The organism is Bacillus sp. AFS040349, assembly GCF_002577655.1.
Taxonomy (GTDB): domain Bacteria; phylum Bacillota; class Bacilli; order Bacillales; family Bacillaceae; genus Metabacillus.
The window spans coordinates 58,677-77,742 of the sequence record NZ_NUMC01000078.1; the positions used below are offsets into that span (position 1 = coordinate 58,677).

Here is a 19,066-nt window from a genome sequence, read left to right on the forward strand (position 1 = left end):
AATTGATTATGCTTAGGGAAAGCAACCAATTTCATGGGGGGATTCTTCAATGGAGACAATTGATAGATTATCGTATGATGAGCAAAAGCTTTTAGTAGAAACGCTCTTAAGACAAGATTACGCTATTGAATTAATTAGCAGTGAAATAAATGATATTGAATCAGGTTTAATACAGGTGGATGAGGGATATTATCATCAACTTAAGTTGTTATATGACAGATTGAGAATAAAATAGTTATTCTCTACTTAAAATAGAAAGATTAAAAGTGGATACTCATATAATGAGTATCATTTTTTTATTTGTTCCTAAGTTTAGGAAGATCAAAATTGCTTTGCTGAATGAGTGTTAGAAAAGATCAAATGAAACATATACGATAGCTTTTATGATATGATAGATTTGGATTATTCATTACCTCTTTTATAATATAGAAAAGTTTTTTAGAGAGGAAGAACAGCTATGTTTAGTATTGACGCCAATGAATTAATGGGTTTAACCATTAGAGATTTAATGATTCCTGGAGATAAGGTTGCACATGTTCAAATTGGAAATAATTTAGAGCATGCTTTACTTGTTTTAACTAAGACAGGATACACAGCCATTCCTGTTTTGGACCCAACTTTTAAGCTTCACGGTCTTATTGGGATGAATTTAATATTGGACAATATCTTTGGTCTAGAGAGGATAGAATTTGAAAGATTAGAAAATATGAAAGTAGAAGAAGTGATGAATACAGAAATACCAAGACTCTTTTTAAATGACTCTTTAGAAAAAGGACTGGATCTTGTTGTAAACAATCCTTTTATTTGTGTGCAAAATGATGAGAAGATATTCGAAGGGATTTTTACAAGAAGGGCAATCTTAAAGCAGTTAAAGAAACATATTCATCTATTAAATAATAATCAACATAATAAATAGAAATTCTTAAGCGGTGTAAAAATTTACACCGTTTTCATATTACATAAAAGGCGGATCAAGTAATGGGAGAAGGAAAAGAATTTTTAACATTTAGGCAAAGAAATTCTGTAATAACCAAGAGACCATATGTATTGGCTACTGTTATGTTAGCTATGTTTATGGCGGCAATTGAAGCAACAATTGTTGCAACAGCTATGCCGGCAATTGTTGCAGAACTTGAAGACTTTTCTTTATATAGCTGGGTGTTTTCGTCATACCTATTAATGAATGCTGTTACAGTCTTAATATATGGGAAATTATCTGATATTTTTGGACGAAAACCAGTATTAACTGTTGGGATTGTTATTTTTTTGATGGGTTCTATTCTTTGTGGATTAGCGTCATCAATGGAATGGCTTATATTTGCCCGTTTTGTTCAAGGATTTGGAGCAGGTGCAGTCATGCCGATAGCATCAACTATAGTAGGAGACATTTATACAAAAGAAGAACGGGCCAAAATACAAGGTTACTTATCAAGTGTGTGGGGAATCTCGGCTATCATGGGGCCAGCAATTGGTGGTTTATTAGTCGAATTTGTAAGCTGGCGATTTGTTTTCTGGATTAACGTTCCATTAGGAATATTAGCAATAATTGGATTATATTTATTTCTGCATGAGGAAATTGAAAAGAGTAAGCCAAAAATTGATTATGTTGGTGCCTTACTTTTAACGTTATTTGTAACTACATTTATGTTTATTCTTGTAGAAGGAGGGGTGCGTTGGGACTGGCTATCCGGGCCTATTGTCAGTCTGGCTTTACTCTCGCTTCTAAGTTTGGTGATTTTTGTTTTTTATGAGCGTAAAGTAGATGATCCTATGATGCCATTTGAGCTTTGGCGTGAGCGCTCAATTTTAATAGCAAACTTAACTTCTTTAACAACTGGAATTATATTAATCGGCTTATCGACGTTTTTGCCTACCTTTGTTCAAGGTGTTATGGAGGAAAAACCAATCATTGCTGGGTTAACATTGACAACAATGTCCATAGGCTGGCCAATAGCTGCGACAATTTCAGGAAAAGCCATATTGTCAATTGGCTTCCGTACTACCTCCATCTTGGGAGGAGTTTCTCTTATTTTAGGAAGTATTGTGTTTACGATACTATCTGGAAGTGATAGTCCATTATTCGCTGCGTTTGGATCTTTTCTGATAGGGATTGGGATGGGGTTAACAACTACTGCTTTTATAGTTTCCATTCAAAGCACCGTTTCTTGGAATACAAGAGGCGTTGCAACCGCTACTAATATGTTTATGAGAAATGTCGGTAGTACAGTAGGTGCAGCACTTTTAGGAGGAATTTTAAATAGTCAGCTTCTTGCGTTTTATTCAAGTAAAGGTGTTGAGGATGAAATGAATCTTGACTCCACTACTATGTTACTCGATGATCAGCAAAGAAATGAATTAACAGCACAGGCAAGATCTCTTTTACAGGAAGGACTTGAAATAGCTTTAAATGATGTTTATTGGGTAGTATTTGGGTTTGCCGTTTTAAGTTTTTTGTTCATATTGTTTTTACCTAAAAAGCAAAAGGCTGATGTGTAAGCATTAGTCTTTCAGTCATCTATTCTTTGTAATAATTCAATTCTGTTGTTAAACGGATCAAAGCATGAAAATCTAACAATCCCGGGAATAGGTGTATCTTCTTTAATAGGAACCTGATAGTGTTCCAAGTGCTTTCTTGTTTCCATAATATCTTCGACAATAAATGCTGGATGACGCTTGCTTGTTATGATTGCATCACACTCCTCTACTCCTATATGAAGAAAAGCATCGCCTGCACAACACCAAAAACCGCCGTTTTTCTTTAGAGTCTTCGGTTTTTCAATTTCCTCAAAGTTTAATATGTTAAGGTAGAATTCACGAGCGGTTTCTTCTTGATCAGTAGGGACACATATTTGAATATGATCAAGTCCTGTTATTTTCAATGTCATAAACAATTCCCCTTTTCTGGTGAAATTATTACTTTACAAACCCTTTATTCATCCTTATCATACAATTAAAATCAATATAATAAAATTAGATATTCTTTGATACATATTATAAGAAAAACTTATAAAGTAGGTGCTATATGCAAACATCAGAGCTTCGAATGCTTGTTGTTTTATCGGAGGAAATGAATATGAGAAAGGCTGCTGAACGTCTATTTGTTTCACAGCCAGCTTTATCACAGAGATTGCAAACAATTGAAAAGTCGTGGGGAATACAAATTTTTGTTCGTTCTCAAAAAGGGTTAACACTAACTCCAGCCGGTGAGAAAGTTATTCAATATGCACGTGAAGTTGTTTTGAAAGAGGAGAAAGTAAAGGAACAAATATTAGAATTGGAAGGAGAAGTTCATGGCACGTTGAAGCTTGCTGTAGCCTCTATCATAGGTCAGCATTGGTTGCCAAGTGTTTTAAAAACATATGTAAGAAAATATCCACATGCAAAAATATCTCTTATTACTGGATGGAGCAGCGAGATTTTAAGAAGTATGTACGAAGATCACGTGCATTTAGGGATAATTCGGGGAAATCCAGATTGGAAAGGTATAAAGAAGCATTTATTAACAGATACTTTGTATTTAGTAGACACAGAAATTAACAATATAGAAGAAGTTCTACATACAGAAAGACCTTTTATTCAATTTAAAAGTGATTCGTCTTATTATCAAGAAATTCAGGATTGGTGGCACAGACAATTTCATACTTCACCTAAAAGAACAATTGTTGTTGATCAGATTGAAACTTGTAAACAAATGGCTCTTAATGGAATCGGTTACGCGATTCTTCCTTCTGTTACCCTTAAAGAAGAACAGCAGGATGTTTATAGAATTCCACTTCTAGATGAAGAGGGTAAACCTATTGAAAGAGATACATGGTTGTTAGGTTTTGAATCGTCATTTGAATTAAAACAAGTTAAAGCATTTTTAGAAGTAGTGGAAGAGTATAAAAATACTTGAAATTTGATTAAAAATATAAAATATAACTGACTAGATGACAAATTTAGCAGATAGCTTGTCAACCGATGAATCCTTTGATACAGTAAAGAATGACTGAAATGTACAAGGAGGATATACATATGAAAATGATGGATGCAAATGAGATTATCTCATTTATACAAAACAGCACAAAATCAACACCTGTAAAAGTTTACGTTAAAGGAAATCTTGAAGGTGTAAACTTTGGGGATTCTGCAAAAACATTTATTACTGGAAACACTGGTGTTGTTTTCGGAGAGTGGGCAGAAATTCAAGAAGCGTTAGAAAATAACAAAAATAATATTGAGGATTATGTTGTAGAAAACGATCGACGTAATTCTGCAATTCCTTTACTTGATCTTAAAGGTATTAAAGCACGTATTGAGCCTGGCGCAATCATTCGTGATCAAGTTGAAATAGGTGATAATGCTGTTATTATGATGGGGGCTTCAATCAATATCGGTTCTGTTATTGGTGAAGGGACAATGATTGATATGAATGCTACACTTGGTGGTCGTGCGACTGTTGGTAAAAACTGTCATATCGGTGCTGGATCTGTATTAGCTGGTGTTATTGAGCCACCTTCTGCAAAACCGGTTGTTATTGAAGACGATGTTATGATCGGAGCTAATGTTGTTGTACTTGAGGGTGTAACAGTTGGTAAAGGTGCCGTTGTTGGTGCAGGTTCAATCGTAACAAAAGATGTTGAGCCTTACACAGTTGTTTACGGTGCTCCAGCTCGTAAAATTAAAGATATTGACGATAGCACTAAATCAAAAACTGAAATCATGCAAGAATTAAGACAGCTATAAGAACAAAAGGCGTGGATCATGATCCACGCCTTAAGTATAGAGAGGAATGGTCGGATTGGGGAAAGAACATCTCATTCAAATTCGCAGGGATCTTCATCGGATCCCAGAGATTGGTTTCCAGGAATTCAAAACACAGCGGTATTTACTAGATTTATTAAATAAGCTGCCACAAGACCGTTTGGAAGTAAGAACATGGAAAACAGGAATTTTTGCGTTAGTAAAAGGGACGAACCCTAATAAAACAATTGGCTACCGAGCGGATATTGATGGCTTGCCAATAACTGAGGAAACCGATTATGATTTCCAATCTGAACATCCTGGTTTTATGCATGCATGTGGACATGACTTGCACATGACAATTGCAATCGGAATTCTTATGCATTTTATTGAAAATCCTATTTCTGATAATGTTTTGTTTTTATTTCAGCCAGCAGAAGAAGGTCCTGGTGGAGCGGAACCAATGTTAAATAGTGAAATTGCCCAAGAATGGAGACCGGACATTATTACTGCACTTCATATTTCTCCTGAGCTTCCAGTAGGTACAATTGCGACAAAACCTGGTTTGCTTTTTGCAAATACCTCCGAATTGTTCATAGATCTCAAAGGAAGAGGAGGACACGCTGCATATCCTCATACAACAAATGATATGGTTGTTGCGGCTTGCTCGCTTGTTACTCAGCTGCAATCAATCGTTGCTCGTAATGTCGATCCATTAGATAGTGCAGTTATTACGATTGGAAAAATAACTGGTGGAACAGTCCAGAACATTATAGCTGAAAATGCTAGATTGGAAGGAACCATTCGTACGCTTTCAGTTGAATCAATGGATAGGGTAAAGGAAAGAATTGAAGCAATCGTAAAAGGAATAGAAATCGGATATTCATGTCAAGCCAAAATTGATTATGGATCTATGTATCATCAAGTCTTTAATGATGAAGAACTAACAACAGAATTTATGGATTATATATCTAAAAATACTTCTTACCATGTAAATGAGTGTTCAGAAGCAATGACTGGTGAAGATTTTGGTTATATGGTCGATCAAGTTTCTGGATTCATGTTTTGGCTTGGGGTTAATTCATCATACGGATTACATCATGCAAAACTTCAACCAGATGAAGAGGCAATTGACGTTGCAGTAAATGTTATGAGTAAATATATTTCGTTCAAAGCAACCCAATCATAATGATTGGGTTTTTAAATGCCAAAATAGACAAGGTTGAGTTACATAGTTAAAAAACGAAAAAGAATTAAAGTATATTTTATCCAACCATGTACACAATACATGTAGGAGGTGGATAAATTATGGCAAAAATCGGTGTAGAACAATCACTATCTGATGTAACTTCTGCTTTACAAGAAAAAGGCTATGACGTTGTCCAATTAAAAAATGAAAATGATGCAAAAGGTTGTGACTGCTGTGTCATTACAGGACAGGATTCTAACGTAATGGGAATTAGTAATGTAGTGACAGCTGGATCTGTTATTCAGGCAAGCGGTATGTCTGCTGATGAAATCTGTCAGCAAGTTGAAAGCAAAATAAACCGTTAGTAAAAAAGGCTATGTGGCAAGTGATTAGATTAGTTTTTCATCTGAATCACTTGCCCGCTATAAGATTGGTTGCTAATGAAGGAACATAAAAAGGGTACCTAAAAAAATTAGGATACCCTTCTTTACTCAAGCTATTACTGACTCTTTTTCTCAACATATACTTGATGTGGAAATGGAATTTCGATTCCGTTTGCATCAAGAGCCTCTTTCATTGCCTTACGTAATTTACGTTCAACAGCCCATTGCTGCATGTTTTCAGTCTTTGCAAGCACACGAATGACAACGTCAGATGCACCTAATGCTTGGACACCAAGTACGTTTGGTCCCTCTACAACAGTGTTATCCTCAGCCGCAAATTTGTCACATACATCTTGTAAAACAGTAATTGCCTTATCAATATTATCATCATAAGAGATTCCAATATCTACTAATGCTCTCATATTTCCACGAGAATGGTTACTTACATTTGTGATTTCACGGTTTGGAACATAATGAAGTGTCCCATCAAATCCTCTAATTTGAGTTGTGCGTAACCCTACTTGTTCAACAACACCGTCAAAACCAGCTACAGTAACATAATCTTCTACATCAATTTGCTTTTCTAGTAACAGAAAGAATCCGGTTACGACATCACTAACTAACCCTTGTGCACCAAAACCAATTGCTAGCCCAACAACACCTGCACCAGCAATTAATGCAGATGCATTATAGTTAAATACCTCAAAAATCATGACAACAATAATAAAAACTAACACATATGAAAACACATTTAGTGAAAGACTTTGGAGAGTTAAAGCTCGACCTGATGAAATATTGTCACGTTCTTGTAAACGTTGAAACATTCTTCGAATAATTTTGTTTCCGATTGCTTTTATGATTAAAAAAGCAATGATAATTCCTATAAGTTTTAAAATAATAATTCCTGCTTCAGTCATTAATGATGACCAATCAATTTCCTCAAACCAATCCATTGTACAACATCCTTTCTCGAAATAGAGGTCCTTTCAATACTGCACGCAACCTGTTATTACGCTCTAATTTTTGAAAGAAAGAACAAGTTATTTATACCCTACTTCTACTATGTTAAACATATTTTGTGTAAAAATGAAGGAATTTAGCTTATTTTGACTAAAATGATATGGTTTTTTAGAAATCAATCAATGCGCTTTTGCATGAAATTCTTAAATCGGGACAATAATGATAGTGGTAAAAACTATAACCCTAATGAGTGTAAATTAACTGTATTGCAAGATTACATAGAAGTTGAATTTTAAAAAATATGAATGTTTTCGGAGGTAAAAACTATGGGTGAACGTATGGTGGGAAAACAAGCACCTCGATTTGAGATGGATGCAGTAATGGATGACAAAGAATTTGGAAAAGTTAGTTTAGAGGAAAATATGAAAAATGACAAATGGACTGTACTTTTCTTTTATCCAATGGACTTTACTTTTGTATGTCCTACAGAAATAACGTCCCTATCTGATCGATACGAAGAGTTTGAAGATTTGGATGCTGAAGTAATTGGTGTTTCAACAGATACAATTCATACCCATCTGGCATGGATTAAGACTGATCGTAAAGATAATGGTTTGGGAGATTTAAACTATCCATTGGCAGCTGATACGAACCATTCTGTTTCCCGTGATTATGGTGTGTTAATTGAAGAAGAAGGTATTGCACTTCGTGGGTTGTTTATTATTAATCCAGAAGGTGAAACTCAATATGCTGTTGTTAACCATAACAATATTGGCCGTGATGTTGATGAAACTCTACGTGTATTACAAGCTCTTCAAACAGGTGGACTTTGCCCGGCTAACTGGAAACCAGGTCAATCAACTCTATGATCCCGGATACAATAATCATTACTTTCAATTACCAATATGCTTGGGGGTTACTAAATGAAATTACGTGAACCGATGCCTGAGTTAAACGGTGCAACGGAATGGCTCAATGGCCAAGTATCAAGAGAGGATTTGGTTGGAGATAAGCCGACTCTGATCCATTTTTGGTCAATTAGCTGTCACTTGTGTAAAGAAGCAATGCCTGCAGTGAATGAATTCCGCGATCAATATTGTAAGAAATTAAATGTTTTAGCTGTTCATATGCCTCGTTCTGAGGATGATTTAAATATGGATGAGATAAAAAAAGTTGCAGCTGAGCATGATATCACTCAGTCAATCTTTGTTGATAGTGAGAATATACTAACAGATGCTTTAGAAAATCAATATGTTCCTGCCTATTATGTTTTCGACAGGGAAGGAAAGCTTCGGCATTTTCAAGCTGGTGGCAGCGGAATGAAAATGCTAGAAAAACGGGTGAATCGCGTCCTAGCTGAATTAGAATCATCCGCAGAGTAAGTTATTAGATTATTTTAACCTGGTCGGTTACCATGAAGGTAGCTGACTTTTTTGTTTGAATCATTAGTAAAGATTTTTATAAAGGGGTGGGTCAGAGTTGATTGAAACATTAGGTGTTTTACTCGCTGGAGGTCAATCACGTAGATTCGGAAGTCCAAAAGCATTTGCTACATACAAAGGTAAGGAATTTTGGGAATATTCCTTACAAGCACTCAAAAGTTCGACAGAAAGCCAAGCAATTATTAGTCACCCTAGCTTAATAGAAAAATTAAAAAAACAAACGAATATAAAAGTTTTGAATGATGATCCAATAGTACAAGGGAAAGGACCGCTTGCTGGAATTTATACAGCGATGAAAGATGAAAAGGCTGAATGGTTTGTGTTTCTATCCTGTGATATTCCTTTAATAACAGATAAAGTGGTATCAACACTCCTTACATATAGAAGTGAAGGTGCAAAAATAATTATCCCTAAAATAAATGGCAAACTTCATCCGTTAATAGGAATCTATCACCATTCAATACAGTCTGTTGTAGAGAATCAGCTATTGAACAATGAGCTAAAGGTGATGTCATTGTTCGAAAAGGTCCCAGTTTATTTTGTCTTACAACATCAATTGGATGTAGATTCTAAAATATTTAGTAACATAAACTCACCAAATGATTATGTTGAAATTCTAAAAAATGATAAAATAGCAGAATCTGATTAAACTTACTATTTTATTTACCGGAGTGGAAATGATGATAGAAAAAAGAAAGCCTTTGGCTGTAAAAGAAGCAATTAATAAAGTAATGGGTTATTCTGTAGCTGGTAAGGGTGAAAAGGTAACACTTCAAGAAAGCTATGGTCGTTTTTTAGCAGAGGATCTTATTGCAGATCATCCTGTACCACCTTTTGATCGTTCTCCATATGATGGTTACGCGATAAGATCTATCGATACTATACATGCTCAAAGTGATCATCCTATTGAATTTGAAGTAATTGATGAGATTGGTGCAGGAAGTGTTAGTGATTATACACTAGGTAGAATGCAGGCAATTCGTATTATGACTGGTGCACAGATGCCGGTAGGAAGTGATGCGGTTGTTATGTTGGAATTAACGAAAATGTTTCAACAAGATAATAAGTCTTTTATGTCGATTAAACGACCTTTTAAAAAGGGAGACAATGTGTCATTCAAAGGAGAAGATACACCAGAAGGTAGCGTGTTAGTAAAAAAAGGTACATATATAACCCCTGGTGTTATAGCATTGCTAGCAACATTCGGCTATGAAAAGGTTTCTGTAGTAAAAAAGCCTAAAATTGGAATTATTGCTACAGGTAGTGAATTACTAAATGTTGGGGAGCCGCTTGTTCCTGGTAAAATAAGAAATAGTAATTCATATATGATTGAAGCTCAAGCTAGACGAAGCGGGGCAGCCCCTGTTTTTCTGGGGAAACTTGCTGATGATCTTGAAAAATGCTATGATGCGATCGCAAGTGCCTTAGAAAAGGTAGATTTCTTGATTACAACGGGGGGAGTTTCCGTTGGTGACTATGATTATTTGCCCGAAATTTATAAACGTTTAGGTGCAAATGTTCTTTTCAATAAAGTAGCGATGAGACCAGGAAGTGTAACAACAGTAGCTGAGTTGAATGGAAAATTATTATTTGGACTGTCAGGCAACCCGTCTGCATGTTATGTTGGTTTTGAGTTATTTGTACGTCCTATTGTTCGGATCTTTTTAAACTCAAATCATCCGCATCTTCAAAAGGTTACTGCAACCTTAGGAAAGGATTTTCCAAAGCCAAATCCTTTCACTCGCTTTGTTAGAGGGTTTATCTCAATGGAAAATGGGCGGGTACTAGCTACACCAGTTGGATTAGACAAATCCAATGTCGTTACATCACTTGCTGAAGCAAATGCTTTTATTGTTTTACCAGGAGGAACAAGAGGATATAAAGCAGGAGATACAGTTGATGTCCTTTTAATTGAAGATCAAACAGGAAGTGAACAACCTTGGGCAGAATCCTTCAAGTAGTCGGGTTTCAAAATAGTGGAAAAACGACATTTGTAACGGAATATATTAAAGCTTGTGTAGAAGCGCATTTAAAAGTAGGCACAATTAAGCATCATGGACATGGGGGAGCATCCCTTCATCATGATCAACAAAAAGATACAGGAAAGCATCGTCAAGCAGGAGCCAAAGTATCACTTGTTGAAGGCAATGGATCGTTTATTTTGTCTACAGACAAGTTAAGTTTAACTCTCACACAAATGATTACATTATATAATATGTTTGAACTAGACGTGATATTAGTTGAGGGTTTTAAATTTGAACGATATCCGAAAGTTGTTCTACTTCGAGGAGAAGAAGATATTGACCTGTTAGATAAGCTTGAAAATGTTTGTTGTATTCTAGCTGGCTTTCCTTTACCGAAAATTTACAGCGAAAAATTCAGGATTTATTCTAACATGTATGAGTGTATAAACTGGTTAATAAATACTAAAGCAGGTGAATATATTGACAATTCCAATGTTTGAGATTGTAACAAATCCAATTTCAGTAGAAGAAATGACAAATAAGGTAATACGCAGGGAAGCGGGTGCTGTAACAACGTTTATTGGAACGGTAAGGGAATTTACATACTGTAAACGAACATTATCATTAGAATATCAAGCTTATGAAAAAATGGCTGTGAAAATGCTTGCTCAAATAGGTCAAGAAATAAATGAAAAATGGGAGAATTCAAAAGTAGCGATTACACACAGGATTGGAAAATTAGAGATTTCTGATATTGCTGTTGTTATTGCGGTTTCAACACCACATCGTAAAGATGCGTATGAAGCAAATGAATATGCAATAGAACGAATTAAACAAATTGTCCCAATCTGGAAAAAAGAAATATGGGAAAACGGCGAAGCATGGATTGGTGATCAATTAGAAAAAACACCATATCCAAGTGGAAAGCCAGTGGAGGAGAAACATGATTAAAGTACTTTTATTTGCTCACTTACAAGAAAAAATTGGAACGGATAATATTGTTATTGAAAAAAACTCACTAACGGTTAAAGAATTAAGAGATTTTGTTAGTCAAACGTATGAAGTAGGGTCACTTGAAAATGTTATGGTTGCTGTAAATGAAGAATATGCACTTGAAGAAGATCTTGTACAGGCAGGAGATACTGTTGCGTTTATTCCACCTGTTAGTGGTGGATGACACCATCAGTTTAGGAATCACTATAGACAAGATGTGTATTAAATGGGGAATAAATTATGACATATGAATTTTGGGATCCTATTTTCCTATCAGTGAGAATTGCTTTAATTGCCAGTGTTTTTGTTCTATTAATGGGTACTTTAATAGGCAGGTTTATGGCAAAATCTTCATTTAAAGGAAAAATGTTAGTTGAAACAGTATTGATTTTACCACTGGTTTTGCCGCCTTCTGTTATTGGCTTTTTCTTGATCATTATATTTGGAATGAACAGTCCTATAGGTCGAGTGATTGAGAACATTTTTAATGAAACCATAATTTTTACTTGGTGGGCGGGGGTTATTGCTGCTGCGGTTGTGGCTTTTCCCCTTATGTATCAAGTCACAAAAGCTGGATTTGAACATGTTGACACCGATATTGAAAATGCTGCACGTGTAGACGGAGCTGGTGAAAGAGGAGTTTTTTTTCTTGTCTCTCTTCCATTAACAATAAAATATATTTTTACTGGTTTTGTTTTAAGTTTTACTAGAGCGTTAGGTGAATTTGGGGCAACTCTTATGTTTGCGGGAAATATACCAGGAAAGACACAAACTGTTTCAACTGCCATTTATGTTGCGATAGATAGTGGGAAAATGGACCTTGCGTGGTTATGGGTATTGTCGATGATCCTTATATCCTCGATCATGTTATTGATTGTTCAATGGATGAATAAGAAAGCACATTGATGTTACTGGTGATTTGACAGTTATAGGAAAAAAGGTTATTATAGAATTTAGTGCTTTAAAACCTTTAATGTTTTAGTGTTGTGTGAGTGATCAAATTAGCAAAAAGTAGATGTTAATCAATTCACACTGGCGCGGACTAGGAGCCGTAAGGACGAAAGAGAGGTAGGGCTTTCGTTGTTTTGAAAATTCAGCAATTTTTATAAATAAAACATAGACTATTTTTTATTATAACTAACGAAATATGGAGCTGCTTCATTCACATATTATAAAGAATATCTATATCAACCATTGATATTTTCTATAATATGTGAATTTGATTTATTTCCGGTACGAGTAGCCCTGTATTAAAAAATCTTTGGAGGTACTACTTTTGAAAACAATTTGTAGTGTAATATTGCTTAATTCAGAAAAAGGTTTCGGATTTATAGAAGTTGTAGAAGGTAACGATGTATTTGCTTACTTCAATACTAATAATTGAGAAGGTTTTGAGTTATTAACGGACTAACAATCTCTTGTTAGTCCATTTTTGTTAGGGTTAAACTTATAGAATTGGTGAGTCTTTTTATAAAGACTTATGCTTGTTTTTCATTTCCTAGACTTTTTAGTCATAACTTATAGTTCGGTTAAACGATCAACTGGTACGTTTTTTTCTGCTTGAGGATTGTTTATCGGAAAGATGCGAGCAGTTTCTTGCTCTTCGTTCACAGATTGTATGTAAATAGATTCTCCTTCAAATTGAACATTCACCATTTCACCCATACTTGAGATTTCTTTTGCGCGATTTACATTCATATTATCAACTCCACTTGTATTTAATAAAATCCTTTTTATGAAAGTTTTACGTTAAATCCAAGAAAATCCCTTTTGTTTTTTCCTTCATAATTGATTGAAGGCGTTGTATTAACAGTCATCATATGATGATAGAACTTTCACAATAAGTATATTTTTACGTTCTCCGAATATAAGAAAACTATGCTAGAATAAACTGATATTTTAAATATATTTTCTCACGGTGTGAGATGTATTATCTTGTATAGAGAGAAAAGGGGGATTAGGGTAATTGATGAGCGCTATTATATTTTTACTATTTTTCTTCATTAGTATTGCAGTCATTTATTTATATTCTAACCAACAACGAATAAGTGAAAATGTTTTTAATAGATCTTTCATTTTATCTGTTATGAAAAAATATGGTGGGACCACCCTTTCGCATCTTCTCTTTTTAGAGGATAAGCAGGTGTTTCAAGCACAGGGAGGTTCTGTCCTAATTTCGTATAGAAAAAAGGGAAGAAGACTTTTTATCCTTGGTGATCCGTTTGGTGATAAGGAAAAAATTGAAGAAGGTTTGAATGAGTTTTTTTCTTATGCATCTAAAAGAAAATTAACACCGGTCTTCTATCAGGCAAGTGAAAAATATATTTCATTTTATGAAAAACACGGTTACCGACTATTTAAAGTCGGAGAAGAAGCTAAAGTGAATCTTAAAAGCTTTGTAATTGAAGGGAAAAAGTTCGGGAATATCCGAAATATTAAAAATAAATTTACAAAAGACGGATATATCTTTTCGGTTGCTCATCCACCGTTCAGTTCTAGTCTTTTAGAAGAAATGAAATCTGTTTCAAATGAATGGTTAAATGATCGAAAAGAAAAAGGTTTTTCTGTAAGTTCATTCTCTGAGGAATATATTAGTTATTTTCCGGTATCGCTCTTTCGTGATCCAAATGGACGTTTAATTGCCTTTGCAAGTCTGCCATCTGATTACCAAAAAGAAGAAACATTAAGTATTGATATAATGAGATATCGAAATGATAGTAGAGGTGCCATGGATATGGTATTTGTATCAACGATTCTTTGGGCAAAAGAAATGGGTTATACATCATGTAGTCTTGGAATGTCTCCATTATCAAATGTGGGCGTTGACAATAACTCACCTTTTCAAGAGAAAATAGCCCGATATGCCTTTTTGAATGGATGTAAATTTTATAATTTTAAGGGCTTGCGTAGGTATAAAGCTAAATTTGCCACCGATTGGTCTCCTCGTTATTTAGTTTATAAAAAGTCTTTATTATTTTTACTGATTTTACAACTCATTTTAATTGTACAAAAAGAGCCTATACACAAATTTTCTTTTATAAAGAAGAAGATTTTTCGAGACAAAGAAGCGGTATAGAGGAAAAGGACGACTAAATGCAGTCGTCCTTTTTTTATAGGTTTGAAACAAGCTCCATACAATGTGCAACAATTTCTTTTTCTTCATCTTCTTCAAGACCGAAATCTAAAAATTTTTCTGTTGTCATCTCAATGAAATCATATTGTGCAATATTGTATTGATCTTGGTCAACAGCAAATATTAATTTTAGTTTAATTCCGTGTTCACTAAACAACTCATCCTCCTCATCTACATCTAATGTAAGGAAAATCTCGTAACGATCTCCGGAAAGAATGCCGAATGGGTCATCTAATTTTTCAATTGTTGATTCAATGATTTTCATTTAAATCTTACCTCTTCCTATTCTTGAATAATCTCATTTAATGGTGTGAAAATATGTACCTAGTCAAACTTCTATAGCATTAATATTATAGCCTTTTCTTTATGATAATCCAAATTAGGGGTGGTCCGATGAAAATCTTGGTTCTTGGAGACACGAATATACCTAAATGTGCAAAAAAACTTTCATATTCCTCTTAAAAAGGTAGTGAATGGTATTCTCTTATTTAATCCGGGTTCTGCTACTGACAAAAGGAGACAAAGACACTATTCATATGGAATTTTAACAATCACAAGTGAGATTCACGCTTAACATAAGTTCTATAGTGTTAGAGAGTAAATTTGTAGACATGCAGTTAGTTATCAAGTGTTACAGTATTGTTAATCTTATCTGCAAGTACGGGAATACAAAAGGGGAATAACATTTGTTTTGATTGCAATGTTATTCTCCATTTTAAAGGACGTTAATTTAGAATTAAAAGCTGGAAAATCACGTCAGATTTAATTGATTTAATTGTTTTTATTGAGTATCTCAAGAATTTGAGATGCTCTTTTTATTGTTAGTGTTAAAATTTTCATTTTAAAAGCGGTATAAAATCATGTTCCAAATCACTTATGTTAGATATTCTAACACGAAATTATCAGAAACTTTGCAAAACGTGTTGACACTTTGAAAATATCGTATAGAATAGTAAATAAGAAACAGATGTTATATTTTCTTACATCTAGTGTAAACTAAACAAACGAGGGAGGAAATGACATGGATTCAATGTTTTTAATGAACAGCTTATGGGTCATGTTAAGTGCAATTTTAGTTATTTTTATGCTAGGAGGATTTATTCTACTTGAAGCAGGGTCAACAAGAATGAAAAATGCAGGTCATATTGCAGGTAAGACAATATTTACAGTAGGCCTTGCTTCATTAGTTTACTGGGCGGTAGGGTATGCATTTACTTTTGGTGGAAATGGTAATTTCTTTGTCGGTTTAACTGATTTCTTCTACTCAGGAGCACAAGCGGAAGGAATGGGATTATCCACAGCAGTATTCTTTGTTTTCCAATGTGCATTTGCCTGTATCTCAATTACAATTGCTTTAGGTGGATTTGCGGAACGTGCTAAATTATCAATTTATCTAGTTTTTACTATCTTATTCTCAGCTCTTATTTATCCGGTTATTGCTCATTGGATTTGGGGTGGCGGTTGGTTAGCAGAACATGGTAAACAAGACTTTGCCGGATCAACAGTTGTTCACTTAACAGGTGCTATGGCAGCATTTGCAGCAACAATTTTATTAAAACCTCGTATTGGAAAATACAATAAAGATGGCTCAGCTAATAACATTCAAGGTCATAACCAAGTATTCACAGCTTTAGGTGTTCTTATCCTTTGGGTAGGTTGGTTCGGATTTAATGCAGGTAGTACTGTAGCTGTTGATGACGGTTTCTTCGGATTTGTTGCTTTAAACACGAACTTAGCTGCTGGAGCAGGTGCAGTTGCAGCACTTCTTATTTCTTGGATGGTTTTAGGGAAATCTGATGTTCCAACAATGTTAAATGGTGCTTTAGCAGGTTTAGTTGCTATTACAGCATCATGTGCGTTCGTTGATACTTGGGCGGCAGTGGTCATTGGTTTCATTGCTGGTATACTAGTATTCTATAGTGCAAGATTCTTTGAAAAGAGAAAAATTGACGATCCAATCTTTGCTTTATCTGTACACGGTGTTGCTGGTGTATGGGGAACTTTATCAACAGGCTTCTTTGCAACGCCAGAACTAGCATCTGTTGGTAAGCCTGGTTTATTCTATGGTGGCGGATTTGATCAACTTGGCGTACAATTTATGGGTGTTGCAGTATCTGGCCTTTATGCATTCATTGTATCTTTTGTTATCTTAGCAATTGCTAAGAAAGTAATGAATGGTCTCCGTGTAACAGAAGAAGAGGAAGTAATGGGATTAGATATGAGCGAACACGGAAGCTATGGTTACCCAGAAGTGTTTGCTTCAAAAAATCAAAATGTTGGCTCTTAAACAACATAAGTGGTTAGATACGCTCATATTGAATAAACGTGAGGAAGTGTCTCTCATGCACGGTGCATTTGATTCCTATGAATCAATTAAAAAGTGGAAAGACGAACATATCCACAATTATGAATCAAATACAATAGAGTTAAATAAATTTCATGATGAGATGATGAAGAGTGCTAGTAAAGTGGCACTCTTTCATCTTGAAAGGAACTCTGGGGCTCCACCTTGTGATTTTACATGGTTTATTACTGGGAGTGGTGGACGAATTGAACAAGGTATCATTAGCGATCAAGATCATGGTTTAGTTTACGAAGAAAAATCAGAACGTGCAAGTAAGTATTTCTCTGCCCTTGGAGAAGAATTGTCAAAAGGACTTCATTTAATCAGATATCCTTATTGTGAAGGAAACGTTATGAGCTCAAATCCTTTGTGGTGTAAATCATTAGATGACTGGGAAAAGCAACTTGTTGCTTGGATGGATGAAAAAAGCTGGGAATCCATTCGCTTTTTACAGATCTTTTATGACTGTAGAAGCTTAGTTGGAAATGATGCTTTTATAAAGGACTTAAAATCTACAATCTTTGAATATCGAAATACAAATCCTAAGCTTTTACAGCGATTTATGGACAATATTCAACATATTAAACATTCGATTGGTCCATTAGGACAAATCTATGTCGAACAAAGTGGCCAGTATGAAGGATGTATTGATCTAAAAAAAGGAGCTTTTTTACCGTATGTTAATGCAGTTAGGTTACTAGCAATGAAAGAGGGGATAATTGAAACCTCTACTCTCGAAAGAATTACCATCCTTAGTAAAAAAGATCCTTATCGACAAGAAATGCTTTATTATAAAAAGAATTTTGAGAAGTTGCTTGAATACCGAAGACTATTATTTGCAAGTGCTGAAAGTTATGATGATGTGCATTATTTAAACATTAAGAAAATGACCAAGGAAGAAAAAAGAGAGATAAAATCAATCTTAAAAGATGGTAAAAAACTGCATCAATATGTGCAGGGGATCATTGATAAAGGGTGTTTAGAATGACATTTGACCCGTTTTTTTTTATGAGAGGTAAGCTTGGTGGTTCTCAATCTGCCCAATCACAGCAACAAGTAGCCTACCTTAGACAATTACAACGTGAAATGAGGGTGGAGGAGACATTAAATATTCCTCTTACTGAATTAAACGTCATTGTTTTTGATATCGAAACAACAGGTTTTTATCCCGATCAAGGAGACCAAATTATTTCAATTGGTGCAATTAAAGTAAAGGGAGATGAAATTAAAGAAGAGGAAACCTTTTACTCACTTGTTCGCTCAGAAAAACCAATTTCTAATGAAATTAGTTCTTTGACTGGTCTAACAAACGAACAATTAACAACTGCTCCGCTGTTATCCGAAACCTTGTTCGAGTTTTTTCGGTTTGCCCAGGATTATACACTTGTTGCTCATCATGCAAACCATGAAAAGATGTTTTTACAGCATGCCTCTTGGAAGCTCTACAGGTCACCATTTAAGCACCGCCTTGTAGATATGTCCTTCTTGTACAGAATTGCAGAGCCTGGAGCAAAGCTTATCACTCTTGAAGAATGTTGCAAACATAATGGAATACCGATTTTTGGTCGACATCATGCTCTGGAGGATGCCAAGTTGACTGCACAGTTATGGAGTATTTATGTTAATAAGCTTAAAAGATTAGGGTGTGAAACATTAAAGGATTTATATGAACGTTATACAATGGTTTAATGAAAAGGGTTATCAAAATGATAGCTCTTTCTTTATATAGAAAAAGTTTCAGAATATAATGATTTATCATAAAAAGATAGCCAAATTATGTCATAAGTAGTATGATAGTACTACTAAATTTATAGGCAGAATTGCCGAAATTATTTGTATATAATATAAAATTGGGCAAACCATTTGAAAAAATGGGACGCAAAACTAAAGGGGCTTATCATTTTATGCTAGCCAGTTGCAGATATGATTAACTTTA

Annotated in this window: 23 protein-coding genes and 1 riboswitch; of the genes, 19 read left to right on the forward strand and 4 right to left on the reverse strand. The window is 34.8% G+C overall.

Annotation, left to right across the window (positions count from 1 at the left end; all coding sequences use genetic code 11):
• Positions 1-49 precede the first annotated feature (49 nt).
• The 3 genes from abbA (at position 50) to COD11_RS16595 (ending at position 2,496) form a co-directional block, all read left to right on the forward strand.
• Positions 50-235: an antirepressor AbbA gene (gene abbA / locus COD11_RS16585; RefSeq protein WP_098798017.1), complete on the forward strand. Its 186-nt coding sequence runs from the start codon at positions 50-52 to the stop codon at positions 233-235.
• Between the two features lie 222 nt (positions 236-457).
• Positions 458-916: a cyclic-di-AMP-binding protein CbpB gene (cbpB, locus tag COD11_RS16590; RefSeq protein WP_098798018.1), complete on the forward strand. Its 459-nt coding sequence runs from the start codon at positions 458-460 to the stop codon at positions 914-916.
• A gap of 62 nt (positions 917-978) precedes the next feature.
• A complete protein-coding gene (locus tag COD11_RS16595; protein ID WP_098798019.1) occupies positions 979-2,496 on the forward strand; it encodes an MDR family MFS transporter in 1,518 nt (505 codons plus the stop codon).
• An 11-nt stretch (positions 2,497-2,507) separates the two neighbouring features.
• On the opposite strand, the gene COD11_RS16600 is transcribed toward COD11_RS16595, so the two are convergent.
• Positions 2,508-2,885: a VOC family protein gene (locus COD11_RS16600; RefSeq protein ID WP_098798020.1), complete on the reverse strand. Its 378-nt coding sequence runs from the start codon at positions 2,883-2,885 to the stop codon at positions 2,508-2,510.
• A gap of 137 nt (positions 2,886-3,022) precedes the next feature.
• Here COD11_RS16600 and COD11_RS16605 point away from each other — a divergent pair, with 137 nt between their 5' ends.
• The 4 genes from COD11_RS16605 (at position 3,023) to COD11_RS16620 (ending at position 6,276) form a co-directional block, all read left to right on the forward strand.
• Positions 3,023-3,895: a transcriptional regulator CcpC gene (locus tag COD11_RS16605; protein ID WP_098798021.1), complete on the forward strand. Its 873-nt coding sequence runs from the start codon at positions 3,023-3,025 to the stop codon at positions 3,893-3,895.
• A gap of 119 nt (positions 3,896-4,014) precedes the next feature.
• The gene (gene dapD / locus COD11_RS16610; protein WP_098798022.1) at positions 4,015-4,725 is read left to right on the forward strand and encodes a 2,3,4,5-tetrahydropyridine-2,6-dicarboxylate N-acetyltransferase; all 711 of its coding nucleotides are present in this window, start codon (positions 4,015-4,017) and stop codon (positions 4,723-4,725) included.
• A 55-nt stretch (positions 4,726-4,780) separates the two neighbouring features.
• Positions 4,781-5,911, forward strand: coding sequence for an N-acetyldiaminopimelate deacetylase (locus COD11_RS16615; RefSeq protein WP_231309415.1), 1,131 nt, complete (start codon positions 4,781-4,783; stop codon positions 5,909-5,911).
• A gap of 119 nt (positions 5,912-6,030) precedes the next feature.
• Positions 6,031-6,276, forward strand: a complete 246-nt coding sequence (locus COD11_RS16620) for a YkuS family protein (protein ID WP_098798024.1) — start codon at positions 6,031-6,033, stop codon at positions 6,274-6,276.
• A 134-nt stretch (positions 6,277-6,410) separates the two neighbouring features.
• Here COD11_RS16620 and COD11_RS16625 read toward each other — a convergent pair whose 3' ends face one another.
• Positions 6,411-7,247, reverse strand: a complete 837-nt coding sequence (locus COD11_RS16625) for a mechanosensitive ion channel family protein (protein ID WP_098798025.1) — start codon at positions 7,245-7,247, stop codon at positions 6,411-6,413.
• A 333-nt stretch (positions 7,248-7,580) separates the two neighbouring features.
• On the opposite strand from COD11_RS16625, the gene COD11_RS16630 reads away from it, so the two are divergent.
• The 8 genes from COD11_RS16630 (at position 7,581) to modB (ending at position 12,559) form a co-directional block, all read left to right on the forward strand.
• Positions 7,581-8,123: a peroxiredoxin gene (locus tag COD11_RS16630; RefSeq protein ID WP_098798026.1), complete on the forward strand. Its 543-nt coding sequence runs from the start codon at positions 7,581-7,583 to the stop codon at positions 8,121-8,123.
• 54 nt (positions 8,124-8,177) lie between these two features.
• Positions 8,178-8,636 carry a TlpA family protein disulfide reductase gene (locus tag COD11_RS16635; RefSeq protein WP_098798027.1) on the forward strand — a complete coding sequence of 153 codons (459 nt, stop codon included), beginning with the start codon at positions 8,178-8,180 and terminating at the stop codon, positions 8,634-8,636.
• Positions 8,637-8,733: 97 nt separating this feature from the next.
• A complete protein-coding gene (locus tag COD11_RS16640) occupies positions 8,734-9,345 on the forward strand; it encodes a molybdenum cofactor guanylyltransferase (protein ID WP_098798028.1) in 612 nt (203 codons plus the stop codon).
• 31 nt (positions 9,346-9,376) lie between these two features.
• A complete protein-coding gene (locus tag COD11_RS16645) occupies positions 9,377-10,657 on the forward strand; it encodes a molybdopterin molybdotransferase MoeA (RefSeq protein ID WP_098798029.1) in 1,281 nt (426 codons plus the stop codon).
• On the forward strand, positions 10,636-11,160 hold the full coding sequence (gene mobB, locus COD11_RS16650) for a molybdopterin-guanine dinucleotide biosynthesis protein B (protein WP_098798030.1): 525 nt from the start codon (positions 10,636-10,638) through the stop codon (positions 11,158-11,160). The genes COD11_RS16645 and mobB overlap by 22 nt, the downstream gene beginning before the upstream one ends.
• Positions 11,153-11,611 (forward strand): molybdenum cofactor biosynthesis protein MoaE, encoded by a 459-nt coding sequence (locus COD11_RS16655; protein WP_442920035.1) that lies wholly within the window; start codon positions 11,153-11,155, stop codon positions 11,609-11,611. Before mobB ends, COD11_RS16655 begins: the two co-directional genes overlap by 8 nt.
• A complete protein-coding gene (gene moaD / locus COD11_RS16660; protein WP_098798032.1) occupies positions 11,604-11,837 on the forward strand; it encodes a molybdopterin converting factor subunit 1 in 234 nt (77 codons plus the stop codon). Before COD11_RS16655 ends, moaD begins: the two co-directional genes overlap by 8 nt.
• 56 nt (positions 11,838-11,893) lie before the next feature.
• Positions 11,894-12,559: a molybdate ABC transporter permease subunit gene (gene modB, locus COD11_RS16665; RefSeq protein WP_098798033.1), complete on the forward strand. Its 666-nt coding sequence runs from the start codon at positions 11,894-11,896 to the stop codon at positions 12,557-12,559.
• A gap of 612 nt (positions 12,560-13,171) precedes the next feature.
• On the opposite strand, the gene COD11_RS16670 is transcribed toward modB, so the two are convergent.
• Positions 13,172-13,351, reverse strand: coding sequence for an H-type small acid-soluble spore protein (locus tag COD11_RS16670; RefSeq protein ID WP_098798034.1), 180 nt, complete (start codon positions 13,349-13,351; stop codon positions 13,172-13,174).
• 271 nt (positions 13,352-13,622) lie between these two features.
• On the opposite strand from COD11_RS16670, the gene COD11_RS16675 reads away from it, so the two are divergent.
• The gene (locus COD11_RS16675; RefSeq protein WP_141549699.1) at positions 13,623-14,729 is read left to right on the forward strand and encodes a phosphatidylglycerol lysyltransferase domain-containing protein; all 1,107 of its coding nucleotides are present in this window, start codon (positions 13,623-13,625) and stop codon (positions 14,727-14,729) included.
• A 34-nt stretch (positions 14,730-14,763) separates the two neighbouring features.
• On the opposite strand, the gene COD11_RS16680 is transcribed toward COD11_RS16675, so the two are convergent.
• Entirely contained in the window at positions 14,764-15,051 is a 288-nt protein-coding gene (locus COD11_RS16680; RefSeq protein ID WP_098798036.1) for a DUF6509 family protein, read from the reverse strand.
• A gap of 756 nt (positions 15,052-15,807) precedes the next feature.
• On the opposite strand from COD11_RS16680, the gene COD11_RS16685 reads away from it, so the two are divergent.
• From COD11_RS16685 to COD11_RS16695, 3 genes are read left to right on the forward strand one after another with little or no spacing between them, the layout of a single operon-like run.
• Complete coding sequence (locus tag COD11_RS16685) at positions 15,808-17,073, forward strand: ammonium transporter (RefSeq protein WP_098798037.1); 1,266 nt, start codon at positions 15,808-15,810, stop codon at positions 17,071-17,073.
• A 55-nt stretch (positions 17,074-17,128) separates the two neighbouring features.
• The gene (locus COD11_RS16690) at positions 17,129-18,118 is read left to right on the forward strand and encodes a DUF294 nucleotidyltransferase-like domain-containing protein (protein ID WP_098798038.1); all 990 of its coding nucleotides are present in this window, start codon (positions 17,129-17,131) and stop codon (positions 18,116-18,118) included.
• Positions 18,115-18,819, forward strand: a complete 705-nt coding sequence (locus COD11_RS16695) for an exonuclease domain-containing protein (RefSeq protein WP_098798039.1) — start codon at positions 18,115-18,117, stop codon at positions 18,817-18,819. The genes COD11_RS16690 and COD11_RS16695 overlap by 4 nt, the downstream gene beginning before the upstream one ends.
• Before the next feature lie 154 nt (positions 18,820-18,973).
• A riboswitch (cyclic di-GMP riboswitch) is annotated at positions 18,974-19,053 on the forward strand.
• Positions 19,054-19,066: the final 13 nt, after the last annotated feature.